General features: G+C 68.1%; 30 protein-coding genes. 8 read left to right on the top strand and 22 right to left on the bottom strand.

Annotated elements, in window-relative coordinates:
* Positions 1-3: 3 nt before the first annotated feature.
* The 4 genes from cyoE to R9X41_RS21050 are packed head-to-tail and all read right to left on the bottom strand — an operon-like array spanning position 4 to position 3,515.
* Positions 4-918, bottom strand: coding sequence for a heme o synthase (gene cyoE / locus R9X41_RS21035; RefSeq protein WP_318632386.1), 915 nt, complete (start codon positions 916-918; stop codon positions 4-6).
* Positions 915-2,075, bottom strand: coding sequence for a COX15/CtaA family protein (locus R9X41_RS21040; RefSeq protein WP_318632387.1), 1,161 nt, complete (start codon positions 2,073-2,075; stop codon positions 915-917). Before R9X41_RS21040 ends, cyoE begins: the two co-directional genes overlap by 4 nt.
* Positions 2,076-2,089: 14 nt before the next feature.
* Positions 2,090-2,824 carry a redox-active disulfide-containing membrane protein gene (locus tag R9X41_RS21045; RefSeq protein WP_318632388.1) on the bottom strand — a complete coding sequence of 245 codons (735 nt, stop codon included), beginning with the start codon at positions 2,822-2,824 and terminating at the stop codon, positions 2,090-2,092.
* Positions 2,784-3,515 carry an SURF1 family protein gene (locus R9X41_RS21050; protein ID WP_318632389.1) on the bottom strand — a complete coding sequence of 244 codons (732 nt, stop codon included), beginning with the start codon at positions 3,513-3,515 and terminating at the stop codon, positions 2,784-2,786. Before R9X41_RS21050 ends, R9X41_RS21045 begins: the two co-directional genes overlap by 41 nt.
* A gap of 27 nt (positions 3,516-3,542) precedes the next feature.
* On the opposite strand from R9X41_RS21050, the gene R9X41_RS21055 reads away from it, so the two are divergent.
* Positions 3,543-3,764, top strand: a complete 222-nt coding sequence (locus R9X41_RS21055; protein WP_318632390.1) for a twin transmembrane helix small protein — start codon at positions 3,543-3,545, stop codon at positions 3,762-3,764.
* 57 nt (positions 3,765-3,821) lie between these two features.
* Here the strand turns inward: R9X41_RS21055 and R9X41_RS21060 are convergent, their stop codons facing one another.
* The 8 genes from R9X41_RS21060 to R9X41_RS21095 form a co-directional block, all read right to left on the bottom strand.
* Positions 3,822-4,703, bottom strand: a complete 882-nt coding sequence (locus tag R9X41_RS21060; RefSeq protein WP_318632391.1) for a cytochrome c oxidase subunit 3 — start codon at positions 4,701-4,703, stop codon at positions 3,822-3,824.
* Positions 4,704-4,733: 30 nt separating this feature from the next.
* The gene (locus R9X41_RS21065; RefSeq protein ID WP_318632392.1) at positions 4,734-4,922 is read right to left on the bottom strand and encodes a DUF2970 domain-containing protein; all 189 of its coding nucleotides are present in this window, start codon (positions 4,920-4,922) and stop codon (positions 4,734-4,736) included.
* Complete coding sequence (locus R9X41_RS21070) at positions 4,919-5,533, bottom strand: cytochrome c oxidase assembly protein (protein WP_318632393.1); 615 nt, start codon at positions 5,531-5,533, stop codon at positions 4,919-4,921. The genes R9X41_RS21065 and R9X41_RS21070 overlap by 4 nt, the downstream gene beginning before the upstream one ends.
* 12 nt (positions 5,534-5,545) lie before the next feature.
* On the bottom strand, positions 5,546-5,656 hold the full coding sequence (locus tag R9X41_RS21075; protein ID WP_318632394.1) for a cytochrome oxidase small assembly protein: 111 nt from the start codon (positions 5,654-5,656) through the stop codon (positions 5,546-5,548).
* Positions 5,657-5,673: 17 nt separating this feature from the next.
* Complete coding sequence (gene ctaD, locus R9X41_RS21080) at positions 5,674-7,314, bottom strand: cytochrome c oxidase subunit I (RefSeq protein ID WP_318632395.1); 1,641 nt, start codon at positions 7,312-7,314, stop codon at positions 5,674-5,676.
* Between the two features lie 32 nt (positions 7,315-7,346).
* On the bottom strand, positions 7,347-8,513 hold the full coding sequence (gene coxB / locus R9X41_RS21085) for a cytochrome c oxidase subunit II (RefSeq protein ID WP_318635296.1): 1,167 nt from the start codon (positions 8,511-8,513) through the stop codon (positions 7,347-7,349).
* Between the two features lie 82 nt (positions 8,514-8,595).
* Entirely contained in the window at positions 8,596-9,072 is a 477-nt protein-coding gene (locus R9X41_RS21090) for a DUF2244 domain-containing protein (protein ID WP_318632396.1), read from the bottom strand.
* 152 nt (positions 9,073-9,224) lie between these two features.
* Positions 9,225-10,160, bottom strand: coding sequence for a class I SAM-dependent methyltransferase (locus R9X41_RS21095; RefSeq protein ID WP_318632397.1), 936 nt, complete (start codon positions 10,158-10,160; stop codon positions 9,225-9,227).
* A 295-nt stretch (positions 10,161-10,455) separates the two neighbouring features.
* Here R9X41_RS21095 and R9X41_RS21100 point away from each other — a divergent pair, with 295 nt between their 5' ends.
* Both R9X41_RS21100 and trmL read left to right on the top strand, forming a co-directional pair.
* A complete protein-coding gene (locus R9X41_RS21100) occupies positions 10,456-11,010 on the top strand; it encodes a ComF family protein (protein ID WP_318632398.1) in 555 nt (184 codons plus the stop codon).
* 25 nt (positions 11,011-11,035) lie between these two features.
* Positions 11,036-11,512, top strand: a complete 477-nt coding sequence (gene trmL, locus R9X41_RS21105; RefSeq protein ID WP_318632399.1) for a tRNA (uridine(34)/cytosine(34)/5-carboxymethylaminomethyluridine(34)-2'-O)-methyltransferase TrmL — start codon at positions 11,036-11,038, stop codon at positions 11,510-11,512.
* On the opposite strand, the gene R9X41_RS21110 is transcribed toward trmL, so the two are convergent.
* Positions 11,509-12,432, bottom strand: coding sequence for a LysR family transcriptional regulator (locus R9X41_RS21110; RefSeq protein WP_318632400.1), 924 nt, complete (start codon positions 12,430-12,432; stop codon positions 11,509-11,511). The two genes, trmL and R9X41_RS21110, sit on opposite strands and share 4 nt — an antisense overlap.
* Positions 12,433-12,672: 240 nt before the next feature.
* Here R9X41_RS21110 and R9X41_RS21115 point away from each other — a divergent pair, with 240 nt between their 5' ends.
* A complete protein-coding gene (locus R9X41_RS21115; protein ID WP_318632401.1) occupies positions 12,673-13,002 on the top strand; it encodes a hypothetical protein in 330 nt (109 codons plus the stop codon).
* A gap of 92 nt (positions 13,003-13,094) precedes the next feature.
* Here R9X41_RS21115 and R9X41_RS21120 read toward each other — a convergent pair whose 3' ends face one another.
* The 6 genes from R9X41_RS21120 to R9X41_RS21145 all read right to left on the bottom strand — a co-directional run bounded on the left by R9X41_RS21120 (position 13,095) and on the right by R9X41_RS21145 (position 18,321).
* A complete protein-coding gene (locus R9X41_RS21120) occupies positions 13,095-13,679 on the bottom strand; it encodes a malonic semialdehyde reductase (protein ID WP_318632402.1) in 585 nt (194 codons plus the stop codon).
* 127 nt (positions 13,680-13,806) lie between these two features.
* Positions 13,807-14,808 (bottom strand): Bug family tripartite tricarboxylate transporter substrate binding protein, encoded by a 1,002-nt coding sequence (locus tag R9X41_RS21125; RefSeq protein WP_318632403.1) that lies wholly within the window; start codon positions 14,806-14,808, stop codon positions 13,807-13,809.
* A gap of 124 nt (positions 14,809-14,932) precedes the next feature.
* A complete protein-coding gene (locus tag R9X41_RS21130; protein ID WP_318632404.1) occupies positions 14,933-15,661 on the bottom strand; it encodes an SDR family NAD(P)-dependent oxidoreductase in 729 nt (242 codons plus the stop codon).
* Positions 15,662-15,702: 41 nt separating this feature from the next.
* The gene (gene pcaF, locus R9X41_RS21135; protein ID WP_318632405.1) at positions 15,703-16,908 is read right to left on the bottom strand and encodes a 3-oxoadipyl-CoA thiolase; all 1,206 of its coding nucleotides are present in this window, start codon (positions 16,906-16,908) and stop codon (positions 15,703-15,705) included.
* A gap of 38 nt (positions 16,909-16,946) precedes the next feature.
* Positions 16,947-17,609 (bottom strand): 3-oxoacid CoA-transferase subunit B, encoded by a 663-nt coding sequence (locus R9X41_RS21140; RefSeq protein ID WP_318632406.1) that lies wholly within the window; start codon positions 17,607-17,609, stop codon positions 16,947-16,949.
* Between the two features lie 10 nt (positions 17,610-17,619).
* Positions 17,620-18,321, bottom strand: a complete 702-nt coding sequence (locus R9X41_RS21145; RefSeq protein WP_318632407.1) for a 3-oxoacid CoA-transferase subunit A — start codon at positions 18,319-18,321, stop codon at positions 17,620-17,622.
* A gap of 179 nt (positions 18,322-18,500) precedes the next feature.
* On the opposite strand from R9X41_RS21145, the gene R9X41_RS21150 reads away from it, so the two are divergent.
* Positions 18,501-18,935, top strand: coding sequence for a DUF1841 family protein (locus tag R9X41_RS21150; RefSeq protein ID WP_318632408.1), 435 nt, complete (start codon positions 18,501-18,503; stop codon positions 18,933-18,935).
* A 24-nt stretch (positions 18,936-18,959) separates the two neighbouring features.
* Here R9X41_RS21150 and R9X41_RS21155 read toward each other — a convergent pair whose 3' ends face one another.
* The 3 genes from R9X41_RS21155 to R9X41_RS21165 all read right to left on the bottom strand — a co-directional run bounded on the left by R9X41_RS21155 (position 18,960) and on the right by R9X41_RS21165 (position 20,430).
* Complete coding sequence (locus R9X41_RS21155) at positions 18,960-19,313, bottom strand: hypothetical protein (protein WP_318632409.1); 354 nt, start codon at positions 19,311-19,313, stop codon at positions 18,960-18,962.
* Positions 19,310-19,543, bottom strand: a complete 234-nt coding sequence (locus R9X41_RS21160) for a hypothetical protein (protein WP_318632410.1) — start codon at positions 19,541-19,543, stop codon at positions 19,310-19,312. Before R9X41_RS21160 ends, R9X41_RS21155 begins: the two co-directional genes overlap by 4 nt.
* Positions 19,544-19,740: 197 nt before the next feature.
* Positions 19,741-20,430 (bottom strand): c-type cytochrome, encoded by a 690-nt coding sequence (locus tag R9X41_RS21165; protein ID WP_318632411.1) that lies wholly within the window; start codon positions 20,428-20,430, stop codon positions 19,741-19,743.
* A 145-nt stretch (positions 20,431-20,575) separates the two neighbouring features.
* On the opposite strand from R9X41_RS21165, the gene R9X41_RS21170 reads away from it, so the two are divergent.
* The 3 genes from R9X41_RS21170 to R9X41_RS21180 are packed head-to-tail and all read left to right on the top strand — an operon-like array spanning position 20,576 to position 23,295.
* The gene (locus tag R9X41_RS21170; RefSeq protein WP_318632412.1) at positions 20,576-21,439 is read left to right on the top strand and encodes an AAA family ATPase; all 864 of its coding nucleotides are present in this window, start codon (positions 20,576-20,578) and stop codon (positions 21,437-21,439) included.
* Between the two features lie 4 nt (positions 21,440-21,443).
* Positions 21,444-22,070 carry a GNAT family N-acetyltransferase gene (locus R9X41_RS21175; RefSeq protein ID WP_318632413.1) on the top strand — a complete coding sequence of 209 codons (627 nt, stop codon included), beginning with the start codon at positions 21,444-21,446 and terminating at the stop codon, positions 22,068-22,070.
* Positions 22,071-22,098: 28 nt separating this feature from the next.
* Positions 22,099-23,295, top strand: coding sequence for a vWA domain-containing protein (locus R9X41_RS21180; protein WP_318632414.1), 1,197 nt, complete (start codon positions 22,099-22,101; stop codon positions 23,293-23,295).

A 23,295-nucleotide genomic window follows, 5' to 3' on the forward strand; every position in this document is an offset into this window, starting at 1 on the left:
GCATCAGAAAAGGTAGTGGTCCACCAGCAGGGCTGCGAACAGCACGCTCAGGTGGATCAGCGAAAAACGGAAGGTGCGGCGCGCGAGGCCGTCGGAATAGTGGCGCCAGAGCGCGAAGGCGTAGCCGCAGAAGCCGATCGACAACACGATCGCCACCACCAGGTACAGCCAGGAGCTCATGCCGTAGGCGAAGGGCATCAGGCAGCCGGCGAACAGCACGAAGGTGTAGAGCAGCACCTGCAGCCGGGTGAATTCGTTGCCGTGGGTCACGGGCAGCATCGGCAGGCCGGATTTGCGGTAGTCCTCCACGCGGTAGAGGGCCAGCGCCCAGAAGTGCGGCGGTGTCCACAGAAAGATGATGAGAAACAGAATCAGCGCTTCCGGGCCGACGTCGCCGGTCATGGCCGCCCAGCCGAGCACCGGCGGCATGGCGCCCGAGGCACCGCCGATCACGATGTTCTGCGGCGTCATCGGCTTGAGGATCACGGTGTAGATCACCGCGTAGCCGACGAAGGTGGCGAAGGTGAGCCACATGGTCAGCGGGTTGATCCACACATACAGGATGGCCGAGCCGACCGCGCAGAGCAGGCCGGAAAACAGCAGGGTCTGGCCGTCGCCGAGTTCGCCGCGCGCGGTGGGGCGCCAGGCGGTGCGGCGCATGCGGGCGTCGATGCCTTTTTCGACCAGGCAGTTGAACGCGGCCGCCGCGCCCGCCACCAGCCAGATGCCGAAGCAGGCGACCACCGCGCGCTGTACTTCGGCCCAGGTGGGCGCGCCGGGCACGGCCAGCACCATGCCGATCAGCGCGCAGAAGACGATGAGCTGCACCACCCGCGGCTTGGTGAGGGCGTAGAACTGCCGCACCCGCGATGGCGGTGCGGCGGAGGGCGGATGGACGGCGGGCGTAGCGGGATTCATGCGGGAAGCGAGGATAAGCGGCCCTGCGGCTGCGTGGCCGCACGGCAGGAAGACAGGGTCCAGACCAGGGCGGCCACCAGCGCGGCGGCGCCACCGGTGTGCAGCACCGCGGCGACGAGCGGCCAGTCGAGGACGACGTTGGACAGCCCGGTGACGAGCTGCAGCGCGGCGAGCGCGGCCACCGTGCGCACCGGCCGGCGCAGCGCCTCGATGCGCCAAAGGCGCCAGGCGACGACGACCAGCAGCAGGAAAACGACGTAGGCGAACAGGCGGTGGGCGTAGTGGATGGCGGTGAGCGCGGCGAAGTCGATCGGGCTGCCGTCGGCGAGCTGGCCGAGCGGGCGCCAGATTTCGAAGCCACGGGCAAAGTCCATCGGCGGCCACCACTGGCCCTGGCAGGTGGGAAAACCGTCGCAGACCAGCACGGCGTAATTGGTGCTGACCCAGCCGCCCAGCAGCACCTGCAGCCCCACCGCCGCCAGCGTGGCCAGCAGCAGCGCATGCTGGCCCGGCGACACGGGCGCTTCGGCGACCCCGCGCTGCGCCAGGCCGTGGCGCGCCGCCTGACGCGCGAGCAGGGCCAACAGCACCACGCCACCGGCCAGATGCATCACCACGATGGCGGGAAAGAGCTTCCAGGTCACGGTCCAGGCGCCGAACGCCCCTTGTATGCAGACCCAGACCAGCGTGGCCGTCGGCCACCAGGGATGCACCGCCGGCACGGCGCCGCCGTGCAGCCGTCGGCGCCAGGCGCGCCAGTTGACGATGGTGAGCGCGATGATCAGCACGCCCACGCCGGTGGCGAGATAGCGGTGCACCATCTCCACCCAGGCCTTGCGATGGGTCACCGGGCCGTCGGGCATGGCGGCCTGGGCCGCGTCGATCTGGCTGCGTGCCGCGACCGGGTGCGCTTCGCCATAGCAGCCGGGCCAGTCGGGGCAGCCCAGACCGGAATCGGTGAGACGGGTGAAGGCGCCGAACAGCACCAGGTCGAAGGTGAGGAACAGGGTGAGCACCGTCAGCGCCTGCAGCCGGCGGGCCGGGCCGGCGCGGCGGTTGCGAAAGGCCAGCCACAGTAGCGGTCCGAGCGCGATCAGCAAGCCGGTGAGCATCATCTGCACCAGCGGCGAATAGTCGTAGAGAGGCGTGGGGTTCATCGGGAAAATGCGGCTCAGCGGCCCGGCTGGTCCCAGGAGACGGCGGCGCGCAGCAAGCGATCGAGGTCGCGCTTGGCCTTGGCGGCGCCGGCCATGTCGAGACCGGCGGGAAACCGCATCATCCAGTGGCCGAGCGGGTCGACCAGGTAGAGGTGGTCGGCCAGCGCGTGGCCGGCCTCGGGCTGCAGCCAGCCCGCGATGGCATCGGCCGGCAGGCGCAGCACGGTCGCCTGCTGCAGCGCCGGTCGCAGCCCGGCCGAGACCGGCGCGTCGTCGTCGACCAGCCAGACCCAGTCGAGCCGGTCGCGTTCGCGGCCCAGGCTCTCGCGCAGCTGGCGCTGCAGGTAGAGGCGTTTTTCGCAGTCGGCCGTGCAGGCGCCGCCGGCCACGCTCACCAGCAGCCACTGGCCGGCCAGGGCGGGCAGGCGCACCGTATCGCCGTCGAGCGTGCGCGCGGCGATGTCGGGCAGTGAAGGCTGCTGGCCGATGAGCGTACCGAAGCTGCGGTGGCCCTGCGGCCGGATCACGTAGTAGGTGAAGTACGAGGCCACCACCGGCGCGGCGCACATGGCCATCACCAGCAGCATCTTCCAGCGGCCCCGCGAGGTGCGGCCGGCGGCGTCGAGCGCCGCGCCGGGCAAGGGCATGGAGTGCACCGCCAGGTCCAGGAACTGGTCGGCTACGGCGCCACTGGCAGCGCCGGCCTTGTCAGGCAGCGCGCGGGCGTCGGATGAATTGGAACCAGGCATAGAGGACGACGATGAGGGCGCAGAGCCCGAACCATTGGAAGGCGTAGCCATAGTGGCGCTCGACGCCGGAGGTGACCGGCGTCCAGTCGCGCTGCAAGCCTTCGCTGGCGGCGCCGGTCTGCACGACGGTCCACGGCACCAGCGGCAGGCCGGTGTCGCGACGGAAGGCGGACAGGTCGAGATTTTGCCGGATCGGCGAATCCCCCTGCGGCGCGGCGGCGAAGTCGTAGAGCCGGGCGGGCGGCGGGGCGACGCGACCGGCGACCTCGACCGGGCCTTCGGGCGTGGCGACCGGCAGCAGGTGGGCGCGATCCTGGAAGTCGCGCGGGATCCAGCCGCGCTGCACCATCACCACCGCGCCGGGCGACAGTTCGAGCGGCGTCAACACGAAGAAACCCGGGCGGCCGAACATCTGGCGGTTGTCGAGGTAGACGGTGCGCTGCGCCAGCCAGCGACCGTGCAGGGCCACGCGGCGATGGATCAGCGTGTCGGCGTCGGCACCGGCGAGAGCGCTGTCGGCCAGCACCGGCAAGGCGGCGCGGCCGACGATCTCGGCCTCGATCGCCTCTTTCTGCGCCGCGCGCTGCAGCTGCCAGCGGCCGAGCGACGCCGTGACGGCCAAGCCGAGCAGCGCGGCCACGTTGATCGTCCAGAAACGCCACCCGCGCCGAGGAAAACCCGGGCCGGCCATCACCGGGTCGGCCGGATAATCCGCGCCATGAAGCTGATCGTCGCCCTCGCCTTCCTGGCCATCATCGCCAGCCTGGGCGCAGCGCTGTTCTTCATGCTGCGCGACGGCTGCAACGGGCGGGCCAAGACGAGCTCGATGGCGCGTGCGCTCGCCTTGCGGGTGGGTTTCTCGATCGCGCTGTTCATCTGCATCCTGGTGGCCTGGAAGCTCGGTTATATCCACCCGACCGGCCTGCCGGTGGGCGGCTGAGCGCACGCAAAAAAGGCGCCGCGCGGCGCCTTTTCCATTCGGTGCCGTACAGCCCGGTCACATCCAGTAGACCAGCGTATAGAGCCCGAGCCACACCACGTCGACGAAGTGCCAGTACCAGGCGGCGCCCTCGAAGCCGAAATGGCGCTCCGGCGTGAAATGCCCCTTGCGCAGCCGCAGGGTGATGAACAGCAGCATCAGCATGCCGATGAACACATGGAAGCCGTGGAAGCCGGTGAGCATGAAGAAGGTGGAGCCGTACACGCCCGAGTTGAGCTTCAGGTTCAGTTCGGTGTAGAGATGGTGGTATTCGTAGCCCTGCACCGCAAGGAAGACGATTCCCAGCGCCACCGTCGCCCACATGAAGGCGAGCGTGCGGTCGCGGTGGCCTTCGCGCAGCGCATGGTGCGCGATGGTGAGCGTGACGCCCGAGCTCAGCAGCAGCGCGGTGTTGATGGTGGGCAGCCAGAAGGGCCCAACCGTCTGGAAGGGCTCGACCAGACCGCCGGGCGCTGCCGTGGCGCCGGCCGCCACGCTGGGCCACACGGCCTTGAAATCGGGCCACAGCAGGGCGTTGTCGAGGCTGCCGAGCGCCGGCACCGAATGCATGCGCGCCCACCACAGCGCGGTGAAGAAGGCTCCGAAGAACATCACCTCCGAGAAGATGAACCACGACATGCTCCAGCGAAAGGACAGGTCGATCTTGTAGCCGTAGAGCCCGCCCTCGCTTTCGGCCACCGCGTCGCGGAACCACTGGAAGAGCACGAACAGCCAGCCGATCATGCCGGCGGCCAGGCTGTACATGCCCCAGTCGTGGCCGTTGATCCACTGCGAGGCGCCAAGGATCACGAAGAACAGGCCGGCGGCGGCCAGCGCCGGATGGCGCGAGGCGGCCGGCACGAAGTAATAAGGGGTGGCGCTGCTGCTCGGGGCACTCATGGTTGTGTCGCTCCTGTTCTTGTATTTCGCTCAGACGATCCAGCGCACCAGCGCCATCAGCGCCAGCACCAGGACCACCGCCGCGCCGAAGCCGACGGCCAGCACCAGCAGCGGATGGAGATGGGCGTCTTCTTCCAGGCCGCTGGCCTTGCGCAGCCCGAGAAAAGACCACGCCACCGCCCGCACGCTGCGCAGAAAGCCGGGCCGGCGCGCGCTCACGATCCGGCTCCCGGCAGCGCGGCATGCACCGCCACCTGCGCCGCGCCGGCATCGGCCAGCGGCGCGGGCGGCGTGCGGCCGCCGACCTCGAAGAAGGTGTAGGAGAGCGTGATGGTGTTGACGTCCTTCGACAGCTTGGGGTCGATGACGAAGGCGACCGGCCACTGCTTCTTCTCGCCCGGCTCCAGCGTGTACTGGTTGAAGCAGAAGCACTGCAGCTTGTTGAAGTGCGCCATGGCCTGCTGCGGCGCGTAGCTGGGAATGGCCTGGGCCGACATGCGCCGGTCCTGGGTGTTCTGGAACTCGTACATCACCGTGGCGAGTTCGCCCGGATGCACCTTCACCGAGGCCACCGCCGGCCGGAACGACCACGGCCCGCGCGCATTGGCGTCGAACTCCACGGTGATGGTGCGGCTCGTGTCCACCTGCGTGTTGGCCGGCAGGCGCGCGGCGCCGGGCAGGTTGAGCTCGGAGCGGGCCAGCACATTGATGCCGGTGGCCTCGCAGATCGCGTTGTAGAGCGGCACCAGCGCATAGCCGAAGGCGAACATGCCGCAGGTCACCACCAGCAGCTTGCCCAGCATGCGTGCGTTGTGGCCGCGCAGTTTCATGGCGTGGACGCCCTAGCGGCCGACCAGCGCGGCACGCGCCAGGAAGCCGATGAAAAAGGCCACCGCGATCGAGGCCAGGATCAGCCCGAGGCGGCGGTTGGCGCGTTTCTGTTCGGGCGTCATGGGGTGGCCTCGAGGCATCAACCGACGATGCGGGTGGCGGTGGCGTCGAGCTTGGGCGGCGTCTCGAAGGTATGGAAGGGCGCCGGCGACGGCACCTCCCATTCCAGACCCTCGGCCGCTTCCCAGGGCCGCTGCGGCGCCGGCTCGCCCTTGCCGCGCATCATGGGCAGCACGATGAAGACGAAGAAGTAGACCTGGGCGAAGCCGAAGAAGAAGGCGCCGACCGAGGCCACCGCGTTGAAGTCGGCGAACTGCATCGGGTAGTCGGCGTAACGGCGCGGCATGCCGGCCAGGCCCAGGAAGTGCATCGGGAAGAAGGTGACGTTGAAGCTGATCAGCGACCACCAGAAATGCAGCTTGCCGCGACGCTCGTCGTACATCACGCCGGTCCACTTGGGCGCCCAGTAGTACACGGCCGAGAACATCGAGAACAGGCTGCCCGCCACCAGCACGTAGTGGAAATGCGCCACCACGTAGTAGGTGTCCTGCAGCTGGATGTCGACCGGCGCCATCGCCAGGATGAGCCCGGTGAAGCCGCCCATGGTGAACACGAAGATGAAGCCGACCGCGAACAGCATCGGCGTCTCGAAGGTCATGGAGCCCTGCCACATGGTGGCGATCCAGTTGAAGATCTTCACCGCCGTCGGCACCGCGATCAGCATGGTGGCGTACATGAAGAACAGCTGGCCGGTCACCGGCATGCCGGTGGTGAACATGTGATGCGCCCAGACGATGAAGGAGAGGATCGCGATCGACGAGGTCGCATACACCATGGAGGCATAGCCGAAGAGCTTCTTGCGGGCGAAGGCCGGCACCACCTGGCTGATGATGCCGAAGGCCGGCAGGATCATGATGTAGACCTCGGGGTGGCCGAAGAACCAGAAGATGTGCTGGTACATCACCGGGTCGCCGCCGCCGGCGGGGTTGAAGAAGCTGGTGCCGAAATGACGGTCGGTCAGCGTCATGGTGATGGCGCCCGCCAGGACCGGCATCACCGCGATCAGCAGGTAGGCGGTGATCAGCCAGGTCCAGGCGAACATCGGCATCTTCATCAGCGTCATGCCCGGGGCGCGCATGTTGAGGATGGTCACGATGATGTTGATCGAGCCCATGATCGAGCTGGCGCCGAGGATGTGCATCGCGAAGATGCCCGAGTCCATGGACGGGCCCATCTGCAGCGTCAGCGGCGCATAGAGCGTCCAGCCGGCGGCCGGCGCGCCGCCCGGCAGGAAGAAGCTGGTGACCAGCATGATGGCCGCCGGAATCATCAGCCAGAAGCTGAAGTTGTTCATGCGCGCGAAGGCCATGTCGGAGGCGCCGATCTGCAGTGGGATCATCCAGTTCGCGAAGCCCACGAAGGCCGGCATGATCGCGCCGAACACCATGATCAGCCCGTGCATGGTGGTGAGCTGGTTGAACAGCTCGGGGTTGACCAGTTGCAGCCCGGGCTGGAACAGCTCGGCGCGGATCAGCAGCGCCAGCAGGCCGCCCACCATCAGCATGGTGAAGCTGAACAGCAGGTAGAGCGTGCCGATGTCCTTGTGGTTGGTCGCGAACACCCATCGGCGCCAGCCGTGCGGCGCGCCATGGTGCTCGTCGTGGCCCGCGGCGTGCCCGTGGCCGTGGTCGGTGGGACTGTGGTCGATGACTGCGCTCATGGTGTTTTTTCCTGGTGGCTCAGTGCCGTCTCTTACTTGTTGCGCTGCGCCAGCACTTCGGAGGGCTGCACCAGCTGACCGGTCTTGTTGGACCAGCTGTTCTTGGTATAGGTGGCGACCGCCGCGAGGTCGGTGTCGCTCAGCTGTTTCCAGGACGGCATGGTGTTGTTGTTCTGGCCGTTGAGCAGCACGTGGATCTGCACCGTGTGGTCGGCGTCGGTCACCTTGGCGCTGCCGTCGAGCGGCTTGATCGGACCGCCGCCCTTGCCGTTGGCCTGGTGGCAGACGGCGCAGTTGGCGGTGTAGACCTTCTCGCCGCGCGGCAGCATGTCGGCCAGCGTCCAGACCTTGTTGGGGTCGTCCTGCTTGGCCGCCGCCTTTTTCTGCTGGTCGGTCACCCAGGCGGTGTAGTCGGCGGCGGACACCACCTTCACGTGGATCGGCATGTAGGCGTGCTCCTTGCCGCAGAGCTCCTGGCATTGGCCGTAGTAGTCGCCGGTCTTCTCGGCGCGGAACCAGGTGTCGCGCACGAAGCCGGGAATCGCGTCCTGCTTGATGCCGAACTGAGGCACCGCGAAAGCGTGGATCACGTCGTTGGCGGTGGTGATGATGCGGATCTTCTTGTCGACCGGCACCACCAGCGGGTTGTCGACCTCCAGCAGGTAGTTGTCGGGGATCTGTCCCTTGGCGCCGTTGTTGGACAGCTCGCGGTGCGCCGGCAGCAGCGTCGAGACGAAACCCAGGCCGGCGCCCTCCCCGTTGAGGTAGTCGTAACCCCATTTCCACTGGTAGCCGGTGGCTTTGATGGTGAGGTCGGCGTTGCTGGTGTCCTTCTGCGCCACCAGCGTGCGGGTGGCGGTGAGCGCCATCACGATCACGATGAGGAACGGGATCACGGTCCAGGCGATTTCCACGAACACCGACTCGTGGAAGTTGGCGGCCTGGTAGCCCTTGGACTTGCGGTGCTTCCAGATGGAATAGAACATCACCGCGAACACCGCCACGAAGATCACGGTGCAGGTGATGAGCATGCCGGAGTGCAGCAGATGCTGGTCTTCCGAAATCTTGGTGACACCCACCGGAAGATTGAGCTGGCGCACCGCCGGCCCACCCGGCAGGTCGCCCACCGCATGCGCGGCGGTGGCGATGCCGGCGGCGGCCAGGGGCAGGACCCGGGCGACTGTGGGGATGCGCTTCATCGTCTTCATTTGTGTCATTCTTAAAACCAAACTTCCGCCGCGCCGCACGCCGCCGGGACGAGATCCGCGCAACCGGCGCGCCTCAGGCGGCGCGCAGGGCCCGGCGGATCTCGGTGGCCAGCGCGGGCCGCAGTTCCGGCCGGACGAAGCGCCCCACCTCGACCGACCTGCCCCGGGCCGACACGCGGATCAGCGAACGATCGCCGACCGTCGGTTCAACCCGCACCCATTCGCGACGGAATTCGGCCCGCTCCAGCCGGCCGGCGGTTTCACATTCGATGACCAGACCGGCGTCGGTGAGCGAGATGCGCTCGCCGTCGGTGGCGTGGCGCGCATAGGCCAGGAAGGCCGCGCCCACGGCGACCAGCTCGATCCCGGCGAAGGGCATGACCAGGCGTGCGCCCATCGACCAGAAGAATCCGGCGATGGTCAGCGAGACCAGGCACAGCGAGACATACACCCACGCCAGCTGCGTCGGCGTGACCGAGCAGTTGCGCTTGAGCCACCAGTGCAGGCCCTGACCCGAGACGGTAGCGAAGCGAAGAACGAGGTTCGACACGGATGTGAGGGGGATAGAACGGCGCCGGAAGCCACCGCGCGCAGGGAGGATTCCCAAAGCCCGAGTAGCGACGATTCTATCCCGGGGCTTACCTTCGGATACCCGTGCAACCCCGGTGTCGCGCCTGGGTAAATGCGGTTCGACCGAGTCCGTCAGGCCCCGGCGGCGGGGCCTCGGCGCAGCATGCGGCGCATGTCCTCCAGCCCCACGGAGCTCTCCGGCGCCAGGCGCGCCTTGGGCAGCGGCTTGAAGGCGTGGCCGTAGACGATCTCGAAGGTGACGCTCAGACGCCCGCCCTCGGCCGGGGTGGCGAGCGCCTCGGCCAGGGCGTGGAGCAGCCGCGCGCGAAAGCCCCGCCCACGCAGCGCGGGAAAGCGCGCCGGATGCAGGTTGCGGCCGATCTCGCGCAGTTCGGCGAGCAGGCGCTCCGGGTTTTCGTAGGTGAGCACGATGCGCTCCATGTCCATCACCGGTTCGGCAAAGCCGGCGTGCACCAGCATGTCGCCCCAGTCGTGCATGTCGGTGAAGGCGTGGCCGGCGGCCGGCCAGCCGTGGGCGGCGTACACCCGGTGCAACTCGCGCAGCGTGTCCGGGCCGAAGCAGGAAAACATCAGATAGCCGTCGACCGCCAACGCCTGGTGCCACTGGCCGATGAGCGCCTGCGGGTCGGCCGCCGCGTGCAGGGCCATGTTGGCCCAGAGCATGTCGACGCTGCGAGGCGCCGGCAGTTGCGCGGGCGCGGCCAGGAAGCGGGGCGCGGCGGCGCCGACGCCCCAGCGGCGCGGACTCCACCAGGGCGCCTCCAGCGCGGTGCGCGCGGCGGCCGCCCGCTCCGGCGTGGACTCGACCACATCGAAGCCGGCATCCGGAAAACGCCGCTGCACTGCCGCGTGGCCCTCGAGCCCGCCACGCAGCGGGAACCAGTGCGCCCAGCGGCCGGGCTTGGCGACGATCCACTCCAGGCGCTGCTCCATGCGCCGGGCGACCTCCTCGTGCAGCCAGGGCGATGCGGCGGACGCCGCCGGCGGCAGGCGCAGCCAGCGGTCGGCGGCAGGTGGGGCGATGGTGGGAGGCAGGTCGGAGGGCACTGTTCGGGCCAGAAGGGCCAGGAGGGGGCCAGCAAAGGCCAGGAAAAAGGGGCCGGCGGAACGCCTGGATGGCCTGAGGGCGCCGAGTATATTGAGCCGCTCCATGTTTCGCCCGCCTCCTCCCGCATGACCCGGTCGACCCGCTGGATCGCCGCCCTGCCCCGGCTGTCCGGCCTGAAGGGTCCGGCGGGCATCTGCACCATCTGCGCGGCCTGGCCGGCGCGCACCTTCTGCGACGACTGCGTGCGCCGTTTCGCGCGACCGGTGGCCGCGCTGCACCACCTGCGCCAGCGAGGTGCCCGCCGGCATCGCCCGCTGCGGCGCCTGCCTGCGCGAGCCGCCGCCGCTCGACGGCTGCGTGGCTGCCGTCGGCTACGGCTACCCGTGGGACCGCAGCATCGTCGCGCTGAAGTTCCGGGGCGAGCCCGGCCTCGCCCGGGCGCTGTCGCAGTTGCTGCGCAGCGCGCCCTGGGTGGAGCCGGCGCTGGAAGCCGCCGACGTGGTGTGCGCGATGCCGTTGTCGGCCGAGCGTCTGCGCGAGCGGGGATTCAACCAGTCCGCACTGCTCGTGCGCCGCCTCGCCCCCGCGCACGGCGACGTCTCGACGCTGCTGCGCATCCGGCACACCCCGGCGCTCAGCGGCATGGACCGCCGCTCGCGCCAGGCGCAGGTGCGCGGCGCCTTCGCGGTCGAACCGTCGCGCATCGGACGCATCGCCGGGCGACGGGTGCTGTTGGTTGACGACGTCATGACCAGCGGCGCCACCCTGCACGAAGCAGCGCGCACGCTGCGGCAGGCGGGCGCGGCGTCGGTGTCGGCGGTGGTGCTGGCGCGCACGCCGCGGGGCTGAACCGCGCACCGCGACAATCGCGGCCATGTTCAACATCGTCCTCGTCCACCCGGAAATCCCGCCCAACACCGGCAACGTGATCCGGCTCGCGGCCAACACCGGCTGCCGCCTGCACCTGGTGGAGCCACTCGGTTTCTCCATGGAAGACCGCCTGCTGCGGCGCGCCGGGCTCGACTACCACGAGTTCGCCGAGGTGCAGCGCCATGCAGACTGGCAGGCCCTGCTCGACCAGGCCAGACCCGAGGCTACCCGCATGTTCGCCCTCACCACCCGGGGCAGCCGACCGGCCCACGAAATCGCCTTCCAGCCTGGCGACTGGCTGGTCTTCGGCTCGGAGACGAGCGGTTTGCCGACAGATTTACGCGATGGATTCTTTCCACCGGAGCAACGGTTGCGCCTGCCGATGCGCGCCGGCCAGCGCAGCCTGAACCTCTCCAACGCGGTGGCGGTGACGGTGTTCGAAGCCTGGCGGCAGAACGGATTCGGCGGGGCTTCGGCCTAGACGGTGAAGCGGCCCGGCGATTCGCGCACCGGCACGAAGGGCTCGCGCAGGAACTCCAGGAACGCATGGCTGCGTGCCGGCACCAGCTGGCGCGACGGCATGGCGCCGTAGAGCGTGTAGCGCCCGCCGACCCAGTCGGGCAGCACATGCACCAGCTCGCCGCTGGCGATCTGGTTGGTGGTGAGCAGGCGCGACAGCAACGCGATGCCGGCACCGTCGAGCGCCGCGCGGTGCAGTACGTCGGAGTGCATGGACTGCAGGGTGACGTTGGCGTCGACGTCGATCGCCTCGCCCGCACCGCTGGCCGGCAGCAGGCGGATGCGCCGGCCGCCGCCGCGCCGCTGCTGGCGCAGGAAATGGTGTTCGCGCAGGTCGTGCGGCACCAGGGGAATGCCGGCGCGAGCCAGGTAGCCGGGCGAGGCGCAGAACAGCCATTCGCCGTGCATCAGCGGGCGCGCCACCAGGTTGGCGTCGAAGTTCTCGTCCTCGATGAGGAAGGTGAGGTCGAACTCCTCCACCCGGGTCTGCGGAATCGCGTCGACGGTGATGTCGAGCACCACCTTCGGATGCCGCAGCGTCCACGCGGCCACGCGGGGTGCCAGGAAGTACGAGGCGAGGACCGGCGTGGCGATCATGTGCAGCACACCGCGCAGCTCGCGGCTGTGGGCCGAGGCGGCGCTTTCGGCTTCGTCGAGCTCGGCGAGGATGCCGCGCAGGCGGGTGAGGTAATGGTCGCCCGCCTCGGTGAGCGCGATGCGGCGGGTGGTGCGCTGCAGGAGCCGCGTGCCCAGGTGCTTTTCGAGGTCGATCACGAAGCGGGTCACCGCCGCGGGCGACAGGTCGAGTGCGCGCGCCGCCGCCGCGAAGCTGCCCTCGTCGGCCACGCGCTGGAACACCTTCATCGACTGCAGCCGGTCCATCTGGATATGCCTGGGGATGCCAGGGAAACGGCGTCCGGATGTCGGACGCACTCGCATGATTATTCCATTTGCAGCAACGGTGATTTGCCGGCCAACGGGTTTTCACCAACCCGTCACAGGCCTAAAGTCACTCCATCGATGAGCCGCAACCTAAACGCTACGACGCACCGAGACGCCCTTCCGGCCTGCAAGCGGGAGAAGCGGAAAACCAAAAGCAAACATCATCTGAAGGAAACCATCATGAACGCACGTAATGTGATCAAGGCAAGTGTCATCGCAGCTCTTTTCGCCGCCGGCGCCGCCGCCCAGGCTGCTCCCATGGGTGAAGGCGACAGCCAGGCCGGCCAGCCGCTGCAAGTGCAGTCGGCCCGCTCCTTCGGCTCGGCCCAGGCCGCCAGCCTGGCATCGGCCCGCCGCGGTGGTGCATCCACCGTGGGTGAAGCCTACGGCTACAACGTGATCGCCGCCGCTCCTGGCGACAGCCATGTCGACCGTGCCGCCGTGCGCAGCGCCGCCGTCCAGGCCGAACGCTCGGGCGAAATCGAACGCGGCGACGCGTTGAGCTTCTAAGCCTTCCACTACAAAGCCCGGCGCTTTCTTCTGCTCGCGCCCACTGGCGCCTGTCGATCGACAAGATCGGCAGGCGCTTTTTTACGTTCGGCTCAAAGCACCGTCACCGCCTGCTCGAACGACAGTCGCGGGTTGCGGTTGAAGGTCTTGGTGGTGTCGATGTAGCCGACGTTGATCAGGAAGTTGGCCTGCAGCCGGCCATCCGGGAAGAACTCGGCATTGACCTTGGCGATGTCGAAGCCGCTCATCGGGCCCACGTCCAGCCCGACCGCACGCAGCGCCAGGATGAAATAAGCGCCGCCCAGCGTTCCGTTGCGAATGGCGGTGCCCTGGGCCATCGTCGCGTTGCCCTCGAACATCTCCCTGGCGCCTTCGCCGTGCCAGATCTGCGGCATGTATTCATAGAACTGCGTGTCGGTGGCGACGATGACCGTCACCGGCGCGCCGCGTGTCTTCTCGACATTGCCCGGCGACAGGGCCGGCAGCAGCCGCGCCTTGGCTTCCGGCGTGGTCAGGAACACGTAGCGGGTCGGCTGGGTGTTCATGGACGTGGGCGCGTAGCGGGCCAGGTCGTAGGCCTGCTCCAGCAGTTCCTTGGGCACCGGCTTGTCGGTGAAGCCGTTGGCGGTGCGGGCGTCGAAAAAAAGCTGGTTGAGTGCCGAGCGTTCGATGGTCATGGGCTGATTTCCTGGGATGAAGAAAAGCCCGGCCGCCACACGAATGCGGCGCCGGGCTGACGGTGTCGGCGGGCCGAACGCCGAGCATAGGCCCGGCGCGGCTTTCCTGCAGCGAGGACGAAGACGATCAGTCCACGGTCGCGCCGGACTCCTGCACCACCTTGCCCCACTTGGCGGTTTCGGCCTTGATGAAGGCGCTGAACTGCTCGGGCTTTTCCACGACCGGCTCGGCACCCTGGTCGGCGATCTTCTTGCGCAGTTCGGGGTTGGTGTAGATCTTGATCAGCGCGGCGTCGATCTTGTTGATGATGTCGGCCGGCGTGCCGGCCGGTGCCAGCAGGCCGAACCACGACGTGGCCTCGTAGCCGGGTACGCCGGCTTCGGCGATGGTGGGCACGTCGGGCAGCTCGGGCGAGCGCTTGGCCGTGGTCACCGCCAGCGGGCGCAGCTTGCCGGCGCGCACGTGCTGGATGGCCGAGGGCATGTTGTCGAACATGATCGCGATCTGGTTGCCCAGCAGGTCGTTCATGGCCGGGGCGCTGCCCTTGTACGGCACGTGGATCATGTCCGTCTTGGTCATCATCTTGAACAGCTCACCCGACAGGTGGATGGAGCTGCCGTTGCCCGAGGAGCCGAAGTTGATCTTGCCCGGATGGGCCTTGGCGTAGGCGATGAGTTCCTGCACGTTCTTGAACGGCTGCTGCGGGTTGGCCACCAGCAGGTTGGGCACGTTGGCCACGCGCGAGATGGGGGCGAAGTCCTTGATCGGATCGAAAGGCATCTTCTTGTAGAGCGCCTGGTTGATCGCGTGGGTGCCGACCGTGCCCATGAACAGGGTGTAGCCGTCGGCCGGGGCACGTGCGGCGGTCTGGCCGCCGATGTTGCCGCCCGCGCCCAGGCGGTTGTCGACGATGACCGACTGGCCGAGTTCGGTGCCCAGGTACTGGCCGACCAGACGCGCCAGGATGTCGGTGGTGCCGCCGGCGGCGAAGGGCACGATGATGGTGATCGGCTTGTTCGGGAAGTTGGCCACGCCTTGGGCGAGGGCCGGCAGGGAGCAGGCGGCAGCGGCGAAGGCGACGGTGGCGAGCAGCGCGCGGCGTGGCAGGTGGGTGGTGCGGGTGGACATGTCTTGACTCCTTGGTGGGGGCTCGCGCTGGTGGCGAGCAGTTTCCGGACGGCCTCGCCTGTCGTGCAGGAGAGGGCCGTCCGCTGGCGCGGCGTTTGCCGCAAAAACTTCGGGGGTAGCGCTCTTAAACCGGCGCCTGACCCAGGGTGGTGCCGCCGCAGACGTAGAGGATCTGGCCGGTCACGAAGCCGTTCTCGGGTGCCAGGAAAAACAGCGCGGCGCGTGCCACGTCTTCCGCGGTTCCCATGCGCCCGACGGCGATGCTGTCGAGGATGCGCTGCGTCTGCGGCGCACCTTCGGGGTTGCTCTTGCGAAACAGTTCGGTGGCGATCGGGCCGGGGCCGATCGCGTTGACGGTGATGCCGTCGCGGCCGAGCTCCATCGCCAGGGTGCGGGTCAGCCCGACCATGCCGGCCTTGGTGGCCGAATACACGATGCGGTCGACCTTGCCCAGCGCCGCGCGCGAGGACATGTTGACGATGCGGCCCTGCCCGCTGGCGCGCAGCGAAGACAGGAAAGCCTGGGTGAGCAGCATCGGCGCGCGCAGGTGGAGCCCGACCACGTCGTCGAGCTGCGCGCTGGTGGCGGTGTCGATGGTGCCGGGCCGCGTGGCGCCGGCGTTGTTCACCAGCGCGACCACGTCGTAGGCGGCGGCGATCTCGGCGGCGCGCTCGCGCGTGGCGGCTTCGCTGGTCAGGTCGGCCTGAAAGGAGACCAGGCGTTCATGCGTCCAGTCGGGCAGGTTGTAGTCGAGGTTGACCACCGTGCGGCCGTGCGCCAGCAGCGCCTCGGCGATGGCCCGGCCGATGCCGGAACTGGCACCGCTGACCACGGTGGCTTGTGTCTTGCTCATGTGTCTTTCGTCCCTGTTCTATTGTTTTGTTCGATGCGTGTTCAGACGCGTTCGAGCACCACCGCGATGCCCTGGCCGACGCCGATGCACATGGTGCAGAGCGCGTAGCGGCCACCGCTCTTGTGCAGCTGGTTGACCGCCGTGGTCACCAGCCGCGCGCCCGAAGCGCCCAGCGGGTGGCCGAGCGCGATCGCGCCGCCGTTGGGGTTGACGCGTGGGTCGTCGTCCTGCAGGCCGAGCAGGCGCAGCACCGCGATGCCCTGGGCGGCGAAGGCCTCGTTGAGCTCGATCACGTCCATCTGTTCGAGCGACAGCCCGGTCAGCGCCAGCACCTTCTGCGAGGCCGGCGCCGGGCCGATGCCCATCACGCGCGGCGCCACGCCGGCCGTCGCCATGCCGACGATGCGTGCGCGCGGCGTGAGGCTGTGGGCCTTGGCCGAAGCTTCGTCGGCCAGCAGCAGCGCGCAGGCGCCGTCGTTCACGCCGCTGGCGTTGCCGGCGGTCACCGTGCCGTCGGGGCGGACCACGCCCTTGAGCTTGGCGAGGGCTTCCATGCTGGTGTCGCGTGGATGCTCGTCCCTGGAGACGACGATGGCGTCGCCCTTTTTCTGCGGCACGGTCACCGGGGTGATCTCGGCGTCGAAGTAGCCGGCCTTTTGCGCCGCGACGGCGCGCTGCTGCGAGGCCAGGGCCATCTTGTCCTGCGACAGGCGGTCGATCTGGTAGTCGTCGGCCACGTTCTCGGCGGTCTCGGGCATGGCATCCACGCCGTACATCTGCTTCATCAGCTTGTTGACGAAGCGCCAGCCGATGGTGGTGTCGTACACCGCGTTGGCGCGGCTGAAAGCCGACTCGGCCTTGGGCATGACGAACGGCGCGCGGCTCATGCTTTCCACGCCGCCGGCGATCATCAGACCGGCTTCACCCGCCTTGATGGCGCGTGCCGCCGTGCCGATGGCGTCCATGCCCGAGCCGCACAGGCGGTTGACGGTGGAGCCGGGCAGCTCCATCGGCAGGCCGGCCAGCAGCGAGGACATGCGCGCCACGTTGCGGTTGTCTTCGCCGGCCTGGTTGGCGCAGCCGAAGATCACGTCGGTGACCGCCGCCCAATCCACATTGGGGTTGCGTGCCATCAGCGCCTTGAGCGGCACCGCGCCGAGGTCGTCGGCCCGCACCGAGGAGAGCGCGCCACCGTAGCGGCCGAAGGGGGTGCGGATGGCGTCGCAGATGAAAGCCTGGTTGCTCATGGAGGTCCTGTCGTCGTCTCTGGAGTTATCGGGTTGGATCATGCCGCCACGGCCTCGGCGGGCGCGGCGATCGGCAGGCCGATCAGCTCGGAGAGTTCCTCGCGGCTCAGGCCTTCGACCGTGTCGATCAACTGCAGGCCCTCGGGCGTGCAGGCCAGCGTGGCGAGGTCGGAATAGATGCGCTTGACGCAGCCCAGGCCGGTGAGCGGATAGCTGCAGCGCTCCACCACCTTGGAGACGCCCTGCTTGGTCAGCAGATCCATCATCACCCAGGTCTGCTTGGCGCCGATGGCCAGATCCATCGCGCCGCCGACGGCCGGAATCGCACCCGGCTCGCCGGTGCTCCAGTTGGCCAGGTCGCCGCGTGCCGACACCTGGAAAGCGCCCAGCACGCAGATGTCGAGATGGCCGCCGCGCATCATCGCGAAGCTGTCGGCATGGTGAAAGAACGCGCCGCCAGGCAGCAGCGTCACCGGCTGCTTGCCGGCGTTGATCAGGTCGTAGTCCTCGCTGCCCTTGGCCGGTGCCGGGCCCATGCCGAGAATGCCGTTCTCGCTCTGCAGGATGACTTCGCGTCCGGCGGGAATGTGGTTGGCCACCAGCGTCGGCTGGCCGATGCCGAGGTTGACGTAGGCGCCGTCGAAGATGTCCTGCGCGACGCGTTGCGCCAGCTGGTCCTTGCTGCGTTTCTGGTAGGTCATGGCGGTCTCCTTATGCGGCCTGCTTGAAGCCGCCGGCTTGCGTGGCGACGCGCGGAATCTGGACGATGCGGTTGACGAAGATGCCCGGCGTGACGATGGCCTCGGGGTCCATCTCGCCGAGTTCGTGCAGCGTGTGCACGGTGGCGATGGTGAGCTCGGCGGCCGTGGCCATCACCGGGCCGAAATTGCGCGCGGCCATGCGGTAGGTGAGGTTGCCCCAGCGGTCGCCGGCCTCGGCCTTGATCAGCGCGACGTCGCCGTGGATCGGGTACTCCAGCACGTACTGCTTGCCGTCGATCTCGCGGGTTTCCTTGCCCTCGGCCAGCTCGGTGCCGAAACCGGTCGGGCAGAAGAAGGCACCGATGCCGGCGCCGGCGGCACGGATGCGCTCGGCCAGATTGCCCTGCGCCACCAGTTCCAGCTCGAGCTTGCCGCTGCGGTAGAGGCCGTCGAAGACATGGCTGTCGGCCTGGCGCGGGAAGCTGCAGATCACCTTGCGCACCCGGCCGGTCTTGAGCAGCGCGGCCAGGCCGGTGTCGCCGTTGCCAGCGTTGTTGTTGACGACGACGAGGTCCTTGGCACCCTGCTCGATGAGGCCGTCGATGAGTTCGGCCGGAATGCCGGAAGTGCCGAAGCCGCCGATCAGCACGGTCGAGCCGTCACGCACGTCGGCCAGCGCATCGGCCACGGAGGCCGCAATCTTGTTGATCATGGATTTGTGTCTCTGGCCCACCGTCGGCAGGCTGGTGAAATAGATTTGTTCTTATCTCGAACAATTGTTCGAAATTTATAGTGCCGGCCGAAGTTTACCGGTTTGCGCGTTTTTCGTGAAAAGGACATCAAAGGCCGGCGAGCGTGGGCGGTCTTGGGGTGCGTGCTACGCTTTTGGCCATGTTTCAGCCGTCACAACAGGAAGTCCGCCGCTTTTTCTGCAGCGCGCACGCCAAGGCGCGAGACGGTCATGCCATGGAAGCGCTGGAAACGCTGGCCTCGATGTGGACCGCCGAGCATCCCGAGTACCACGCGGACCTGTCGGACGCCGACGCGGCCATCGCCCGGGTCTATCCGGCCGGCAGCGACCAGCAGAACCCGTTTCTGCATCTGTCGATGCATTTGTCGATCAGCGAGCAATGCTCCATCGACCAGCCGCGTGGCATCCGCCAGGCGGTGGAACTGCTGGCGCGCCGCCGTGGCTCGCTGCACGACGCGCATCACGAGGCGATGGACTGCCTGGGCAAGATGATCTGGGAGAGCCAGCGCGCCGGGCGGCCGCCGGACGGCGACGCCTACGTTGCCTGCGTGCAGCGGCGCGCGACGCAGGACTGAGCCCGATCCGCGCCGGACACGCGCTTATTGAAGCGCCTTCCGGATGTCGGCCTTGCTCAACAGGGCGTCCAGCGCCTTGCGGCAGGCGATGCGCACCGCCTGGCCGGGCGACTCGGTCGCACGGGCGGGCAGCGTCTCATTTCCCTGGGCCGTCTGCTCGGCGAGCACCGCGCCGTTGCGGTCCAGCACGGCCAGCCGCAGGTCGTAGGCGAGCGAGGCCTGCTGGTAGGCGTCGGCCTCCCACTCCCTGACGGTGAGCAGCGGTCCGCGCTTTTGTCCGCTCGACGCCAGGTTCCGGCGCGCCAGGCGGTCCGGATCGCCCGAGCCGATCACGATCGTCTTGACGTCGGTGCCGTTGCGCCGGAACGCCCGCGTCAAGGCATGGCGATGTCTTCGGCGAGCGGTCGCTCGGAGCCGGTGGCGATATCGAAGGGCTGGCCCAACCCGCCTCGGGCTACGCCCACGACGCTCGGGTCCCGGGCGCCACTCACCACCTCCGGCCGCTCGTCATGAACGCCCACCGCGACACTGCCTCGGCTCGACAAGGACAGCACCGACGGATCGATCTCCGGCTGCTGCTCGACCAGCGCGCACGCGCCCAACGACAACCCGCCAACGCGATCACGAGACTCTTCATCTGCAAACTCCCTCGACTCGACGTCGCAGAACTTCTTTGGAACCCGCCGATCGGCAGGCCCGAAAAAATGTGGTGCCGATGTCGGCCTCGCGCGACGAGCGAGCCATGCAGATTTCAGATGGAAGTACGGCCCGGCGCCGCCGGGACCGATGACGCGCCCGGCGCCGGTCAGCGGGCCTGGTGAAAGCGCGACTCCGGCACGGTCTTCAACTCGCCGTCGAGCGAGCCGATGTAGCTCGCCAGCGCCTTGAGTTCGGCGTTGGAGAACTGCTTGACCAAGGCGCCCATGACGGCGTTGGAGCGGCCGAACTGGGGATTGTGCTCGGTCTTGTAGGACCGCAGGGCGACGTAGAGATAGTCGGCGTTCTGCCCGGCGAGCCTGGGCGTGGAGGCGTCGTTGGGCTTGGAGAAATTCGCGCCGTGGCAGGAGATGCAGATGCCCTTCTTGAGCAGCGCGTCGACCTGCGCGCTCGGCTTGCGCGAGGGCTCGGCGGCCAGCGCTTGCGCTCCGTCCTCGTGGCCGTGCTGCTGGTAGTAGGCGGCGATGTCGGCGATGTCCTGGTCGGTCAGGGTGTCGGCGATGCCGCGCATGCTGGGGTGGCGGCGCTCGCCGGCGCGGTAGGCGGTGAGCGCGCTGGTGAGGTAGGTGGCGGTCTGGCCGGAGATCTTGGGCACCTTGTAGACCTCGGGGAAGCTCGCCTGGTAGCCCACGATGCCGTGGCAGCCGATGCACATGTCGACCTTGCGGGCGCCGGCCTTGGGATCGCCTTTGGTCTCCTGCGCCTGGAGCGCCGGCGTCGCGCCGAGAGCGCAGGCGACCAGCGCGAGCGCCTTCATCGTGGTGGTCAGCTTCGTCATTTTTGCGCGCACAATTCCAGTGGAAGGTTCACGTTCTTTGTCGATCGAGTATAGACGTGGGGCCTCCTCAAACAGCCTGTCGCCGCCTCGCGGATTACCCGCAGACCGGCCCGCGCGATACGGCCCTCCACCAGGTGAGAACTGCATGAAATTCCAGGGAACATCGAACTACGTGGCCACGGCCGACCTGATGCTGGCGGTCAATGCCGCCATCGCCCTGCAGCGGCCGCTGCTGGTGAAGGGAGAGCCCGGCACCGGCAAGACCCTGCTGGCCGAGGAGGTGGCCCGGGCGCTCGGCATGCCCCTGCTGCAGTGGCATATCAAATCGACCACCAAGGCCCAGCAGGGCCTCTACGAATACGACGCGGTGAGCCGGCTGCGCGACAGCCAGCTGGCCTCGGTCGCCGGCTCCGAATCGGGCGAGCGGGTGCGCGACATCCGCAACTACATCGTGCAGGGCGTGCTCTGGCAGGCCTTCACCGCCGACCGGCCGGTGGCCCTGCTGATCGACGAGATCGACAAGGCCGACATCGAGTTTCCCAATGACCTGCTGCGCGAACTCGACCGCATGGAGTTCTATTGCTACGAGACGCGCGAGCTGATCCGCGCAAAGCACCGGCCGCTGGTGTTCATCACGTCCAACAACGAGAAGGAGCTGCCCGACGCGTTTCTGCGCCGCTGCTTCTTCCACTACATCCGGTTCCCCGACGCGCCCACCATGCAGCGCATCGTCGACGTGCATTTCCCCACGCTCAAGGGCGAGCTGCTGGCCGCGGCGATGCGGCTGTTCTTCGAGGTGCGCGCCCTGCCCGGGCTCAAGAAGAAACCCAGCACCTCCGAGCTGCTCGACTGGCTCAAGCTGCTGCTGGCCGAAGACATTCCGCTCGAAGCCCTGCAGGGCACCGACGGCAAGCTCACCGTGCCGCCGCTGGTCGGTGCGCTGCTCAAGAACGAGCAGGACCTGAGCCTTTTCGAAAAACTCGTGGCGATGAACGCCCGCAACCGCTGACACGATGAGCCGATTCGCGCCCCCTCTGCTGCCCCTCGACCTGCCCCTTTCCCAGGTGACGCTGCGCGGCCCGCACGCGTCGCTCGAACCGCTGTCGCCCTCCCATGCCGACGAGGCCCGCGAAGCCGTCGCCGAGGGCGAGATCTGGCGGCAATGGACCACCGACATCCCCGCGCCCGAGGCCATGGCCGCCGAGATCGACCGGCGCCTGGGCCTGCAGGCCAGTGGCCGCATGCTGCCTTTCGCGGTGCGCGACGCCGCCGGCCGCTTTGCCGGCATGACCAGCTACATGGACATCGACGCGCCCAACCTGCGCCTGGAGATCGGCAGCACCTGGTACCGCCGCGACGTGCGCCGCACCGCGCTCAACACCCAGGCCAAGCTGCTGCTGCTCGGCCACGCCTTCGACGCGCTGGGCTGTGTGGCGGTGGAGTTCCGCACCCACTTCTTTAACCACGCGAGCCGCGCCGCCATCGCCCGCCTGGGTGCGAAGCAGGACGGCGTGCTGCGCAACCACCGGGTGGCGCGCAACGGCACCTTGCGCGACACGGTGGTCTTCAGCATCCTGGCCAACGAATGGCCCACGGTGCAGGCCCATTTGCAATTCCAGCTCGAACGGCCGCGCGACTAGACGCGCCATCCAGGCCCGGAGGTTCTTCATGCTGATCGACTTCTTCTTCACCCTGCGTGCCGCCAAGCTGCCGGTGTCGGTCACCGAATACCTGGCGCTGCTCGAGGCGCTGCAGGCGGGCGTGGTGGGACCGGGTGTCGACGGCAGCGGCGAGGTCGGCACCACCGAAGACTTCTACCACCTTGCCCGCACCGTGCTGGTGAAGGACGAAAAGCACTTCGACCGCTTCGACCGCGCCTTCGCCGCCTATTTCCAGGGCGTGGAAATGCTCACCGACAAGCTCGGCCAGATCCCCGAGGACTGGCTGCGCAAGATGCTCGAACGCGAGCTCACACCCGAGCAGAAGGCCGCCATCCAGAAGATGGGCTGGGACGAGCTGATGAAAACGCTCAAGGAGCGGCTCGACGAACAGAAAGGCCGCCACGAAGGCGGCAGCAAGTGGATCGGCACCGGCGGCACCTCGCCCTTCGGCAACGGCGGCCACAATCCGCAGGGCATCCGCATCGGCGGCACCGGCGGCGGCCGCAGCGCGGTCAAGGTGTGGGAGCAGCGCGCCTACCGCGACTACGACGACACGCAGGAACTCGGCACCCGCAACATCAAGGTCGCGCTGCGCCGGTTGCGGCGCTTCGCCCGCCAGGGCGCGCCCGACCAGTTCGACCTGGAAGGCACCATCGCCAGCACTGCGGCCAATGCCGGCTGGCTCGACATCCGCATGCGGCCGGAGCGGCGCAACACCGTCAAGCTCCTGCTGCTGATGGACGTGGGCGGCAGCATGGACGACCACGTCGCGCGGGTCGAAGAACTGTTCTCGGCGGTGCGCACCGAGTTCAAGCACCTCGAATTCTTCTACTTCCACAACTGCGTCTACGACTTCGTCTGGAAACACAACCGGCGCCGTTTCACCGAGAAGGTCGACACCTGGGACCTGATGCGCCGCTACGGCCGCGACTACAAGCTGGTTTTCGTGGGCGACGCCACCATGAGCCCCTACGAGATCCTGCAGCCGGGCGGAAGTGTCGAATACCACAACGAGGAAGCCGGCGCCGAATGGCTGCAGCGTCTCACCCACGCGTTTCCCCACTACGCCTGGATCAACCCCGAGCCGCAGGGCGTGTGGGGCTACCGCCAAAGCATCGGACTCGTGCAACAAATCATGTCTGCGCGCATGTACCCTTTGTCACTCAAAGGCCTCGAGGACGCCATGCGACTGCTGTCAAAATGA

The sequence above is a fragment of the Xylophilus sp. GOD-11R genome (assembly GCF_033546935.1).
In the GTDB taxonomy this organism is placed as follows: Bacteria; Pseudomonadota; Gammaproteobacteria; order Burkholderiales; family Burkholderiaceae_C; genus Xylophilus.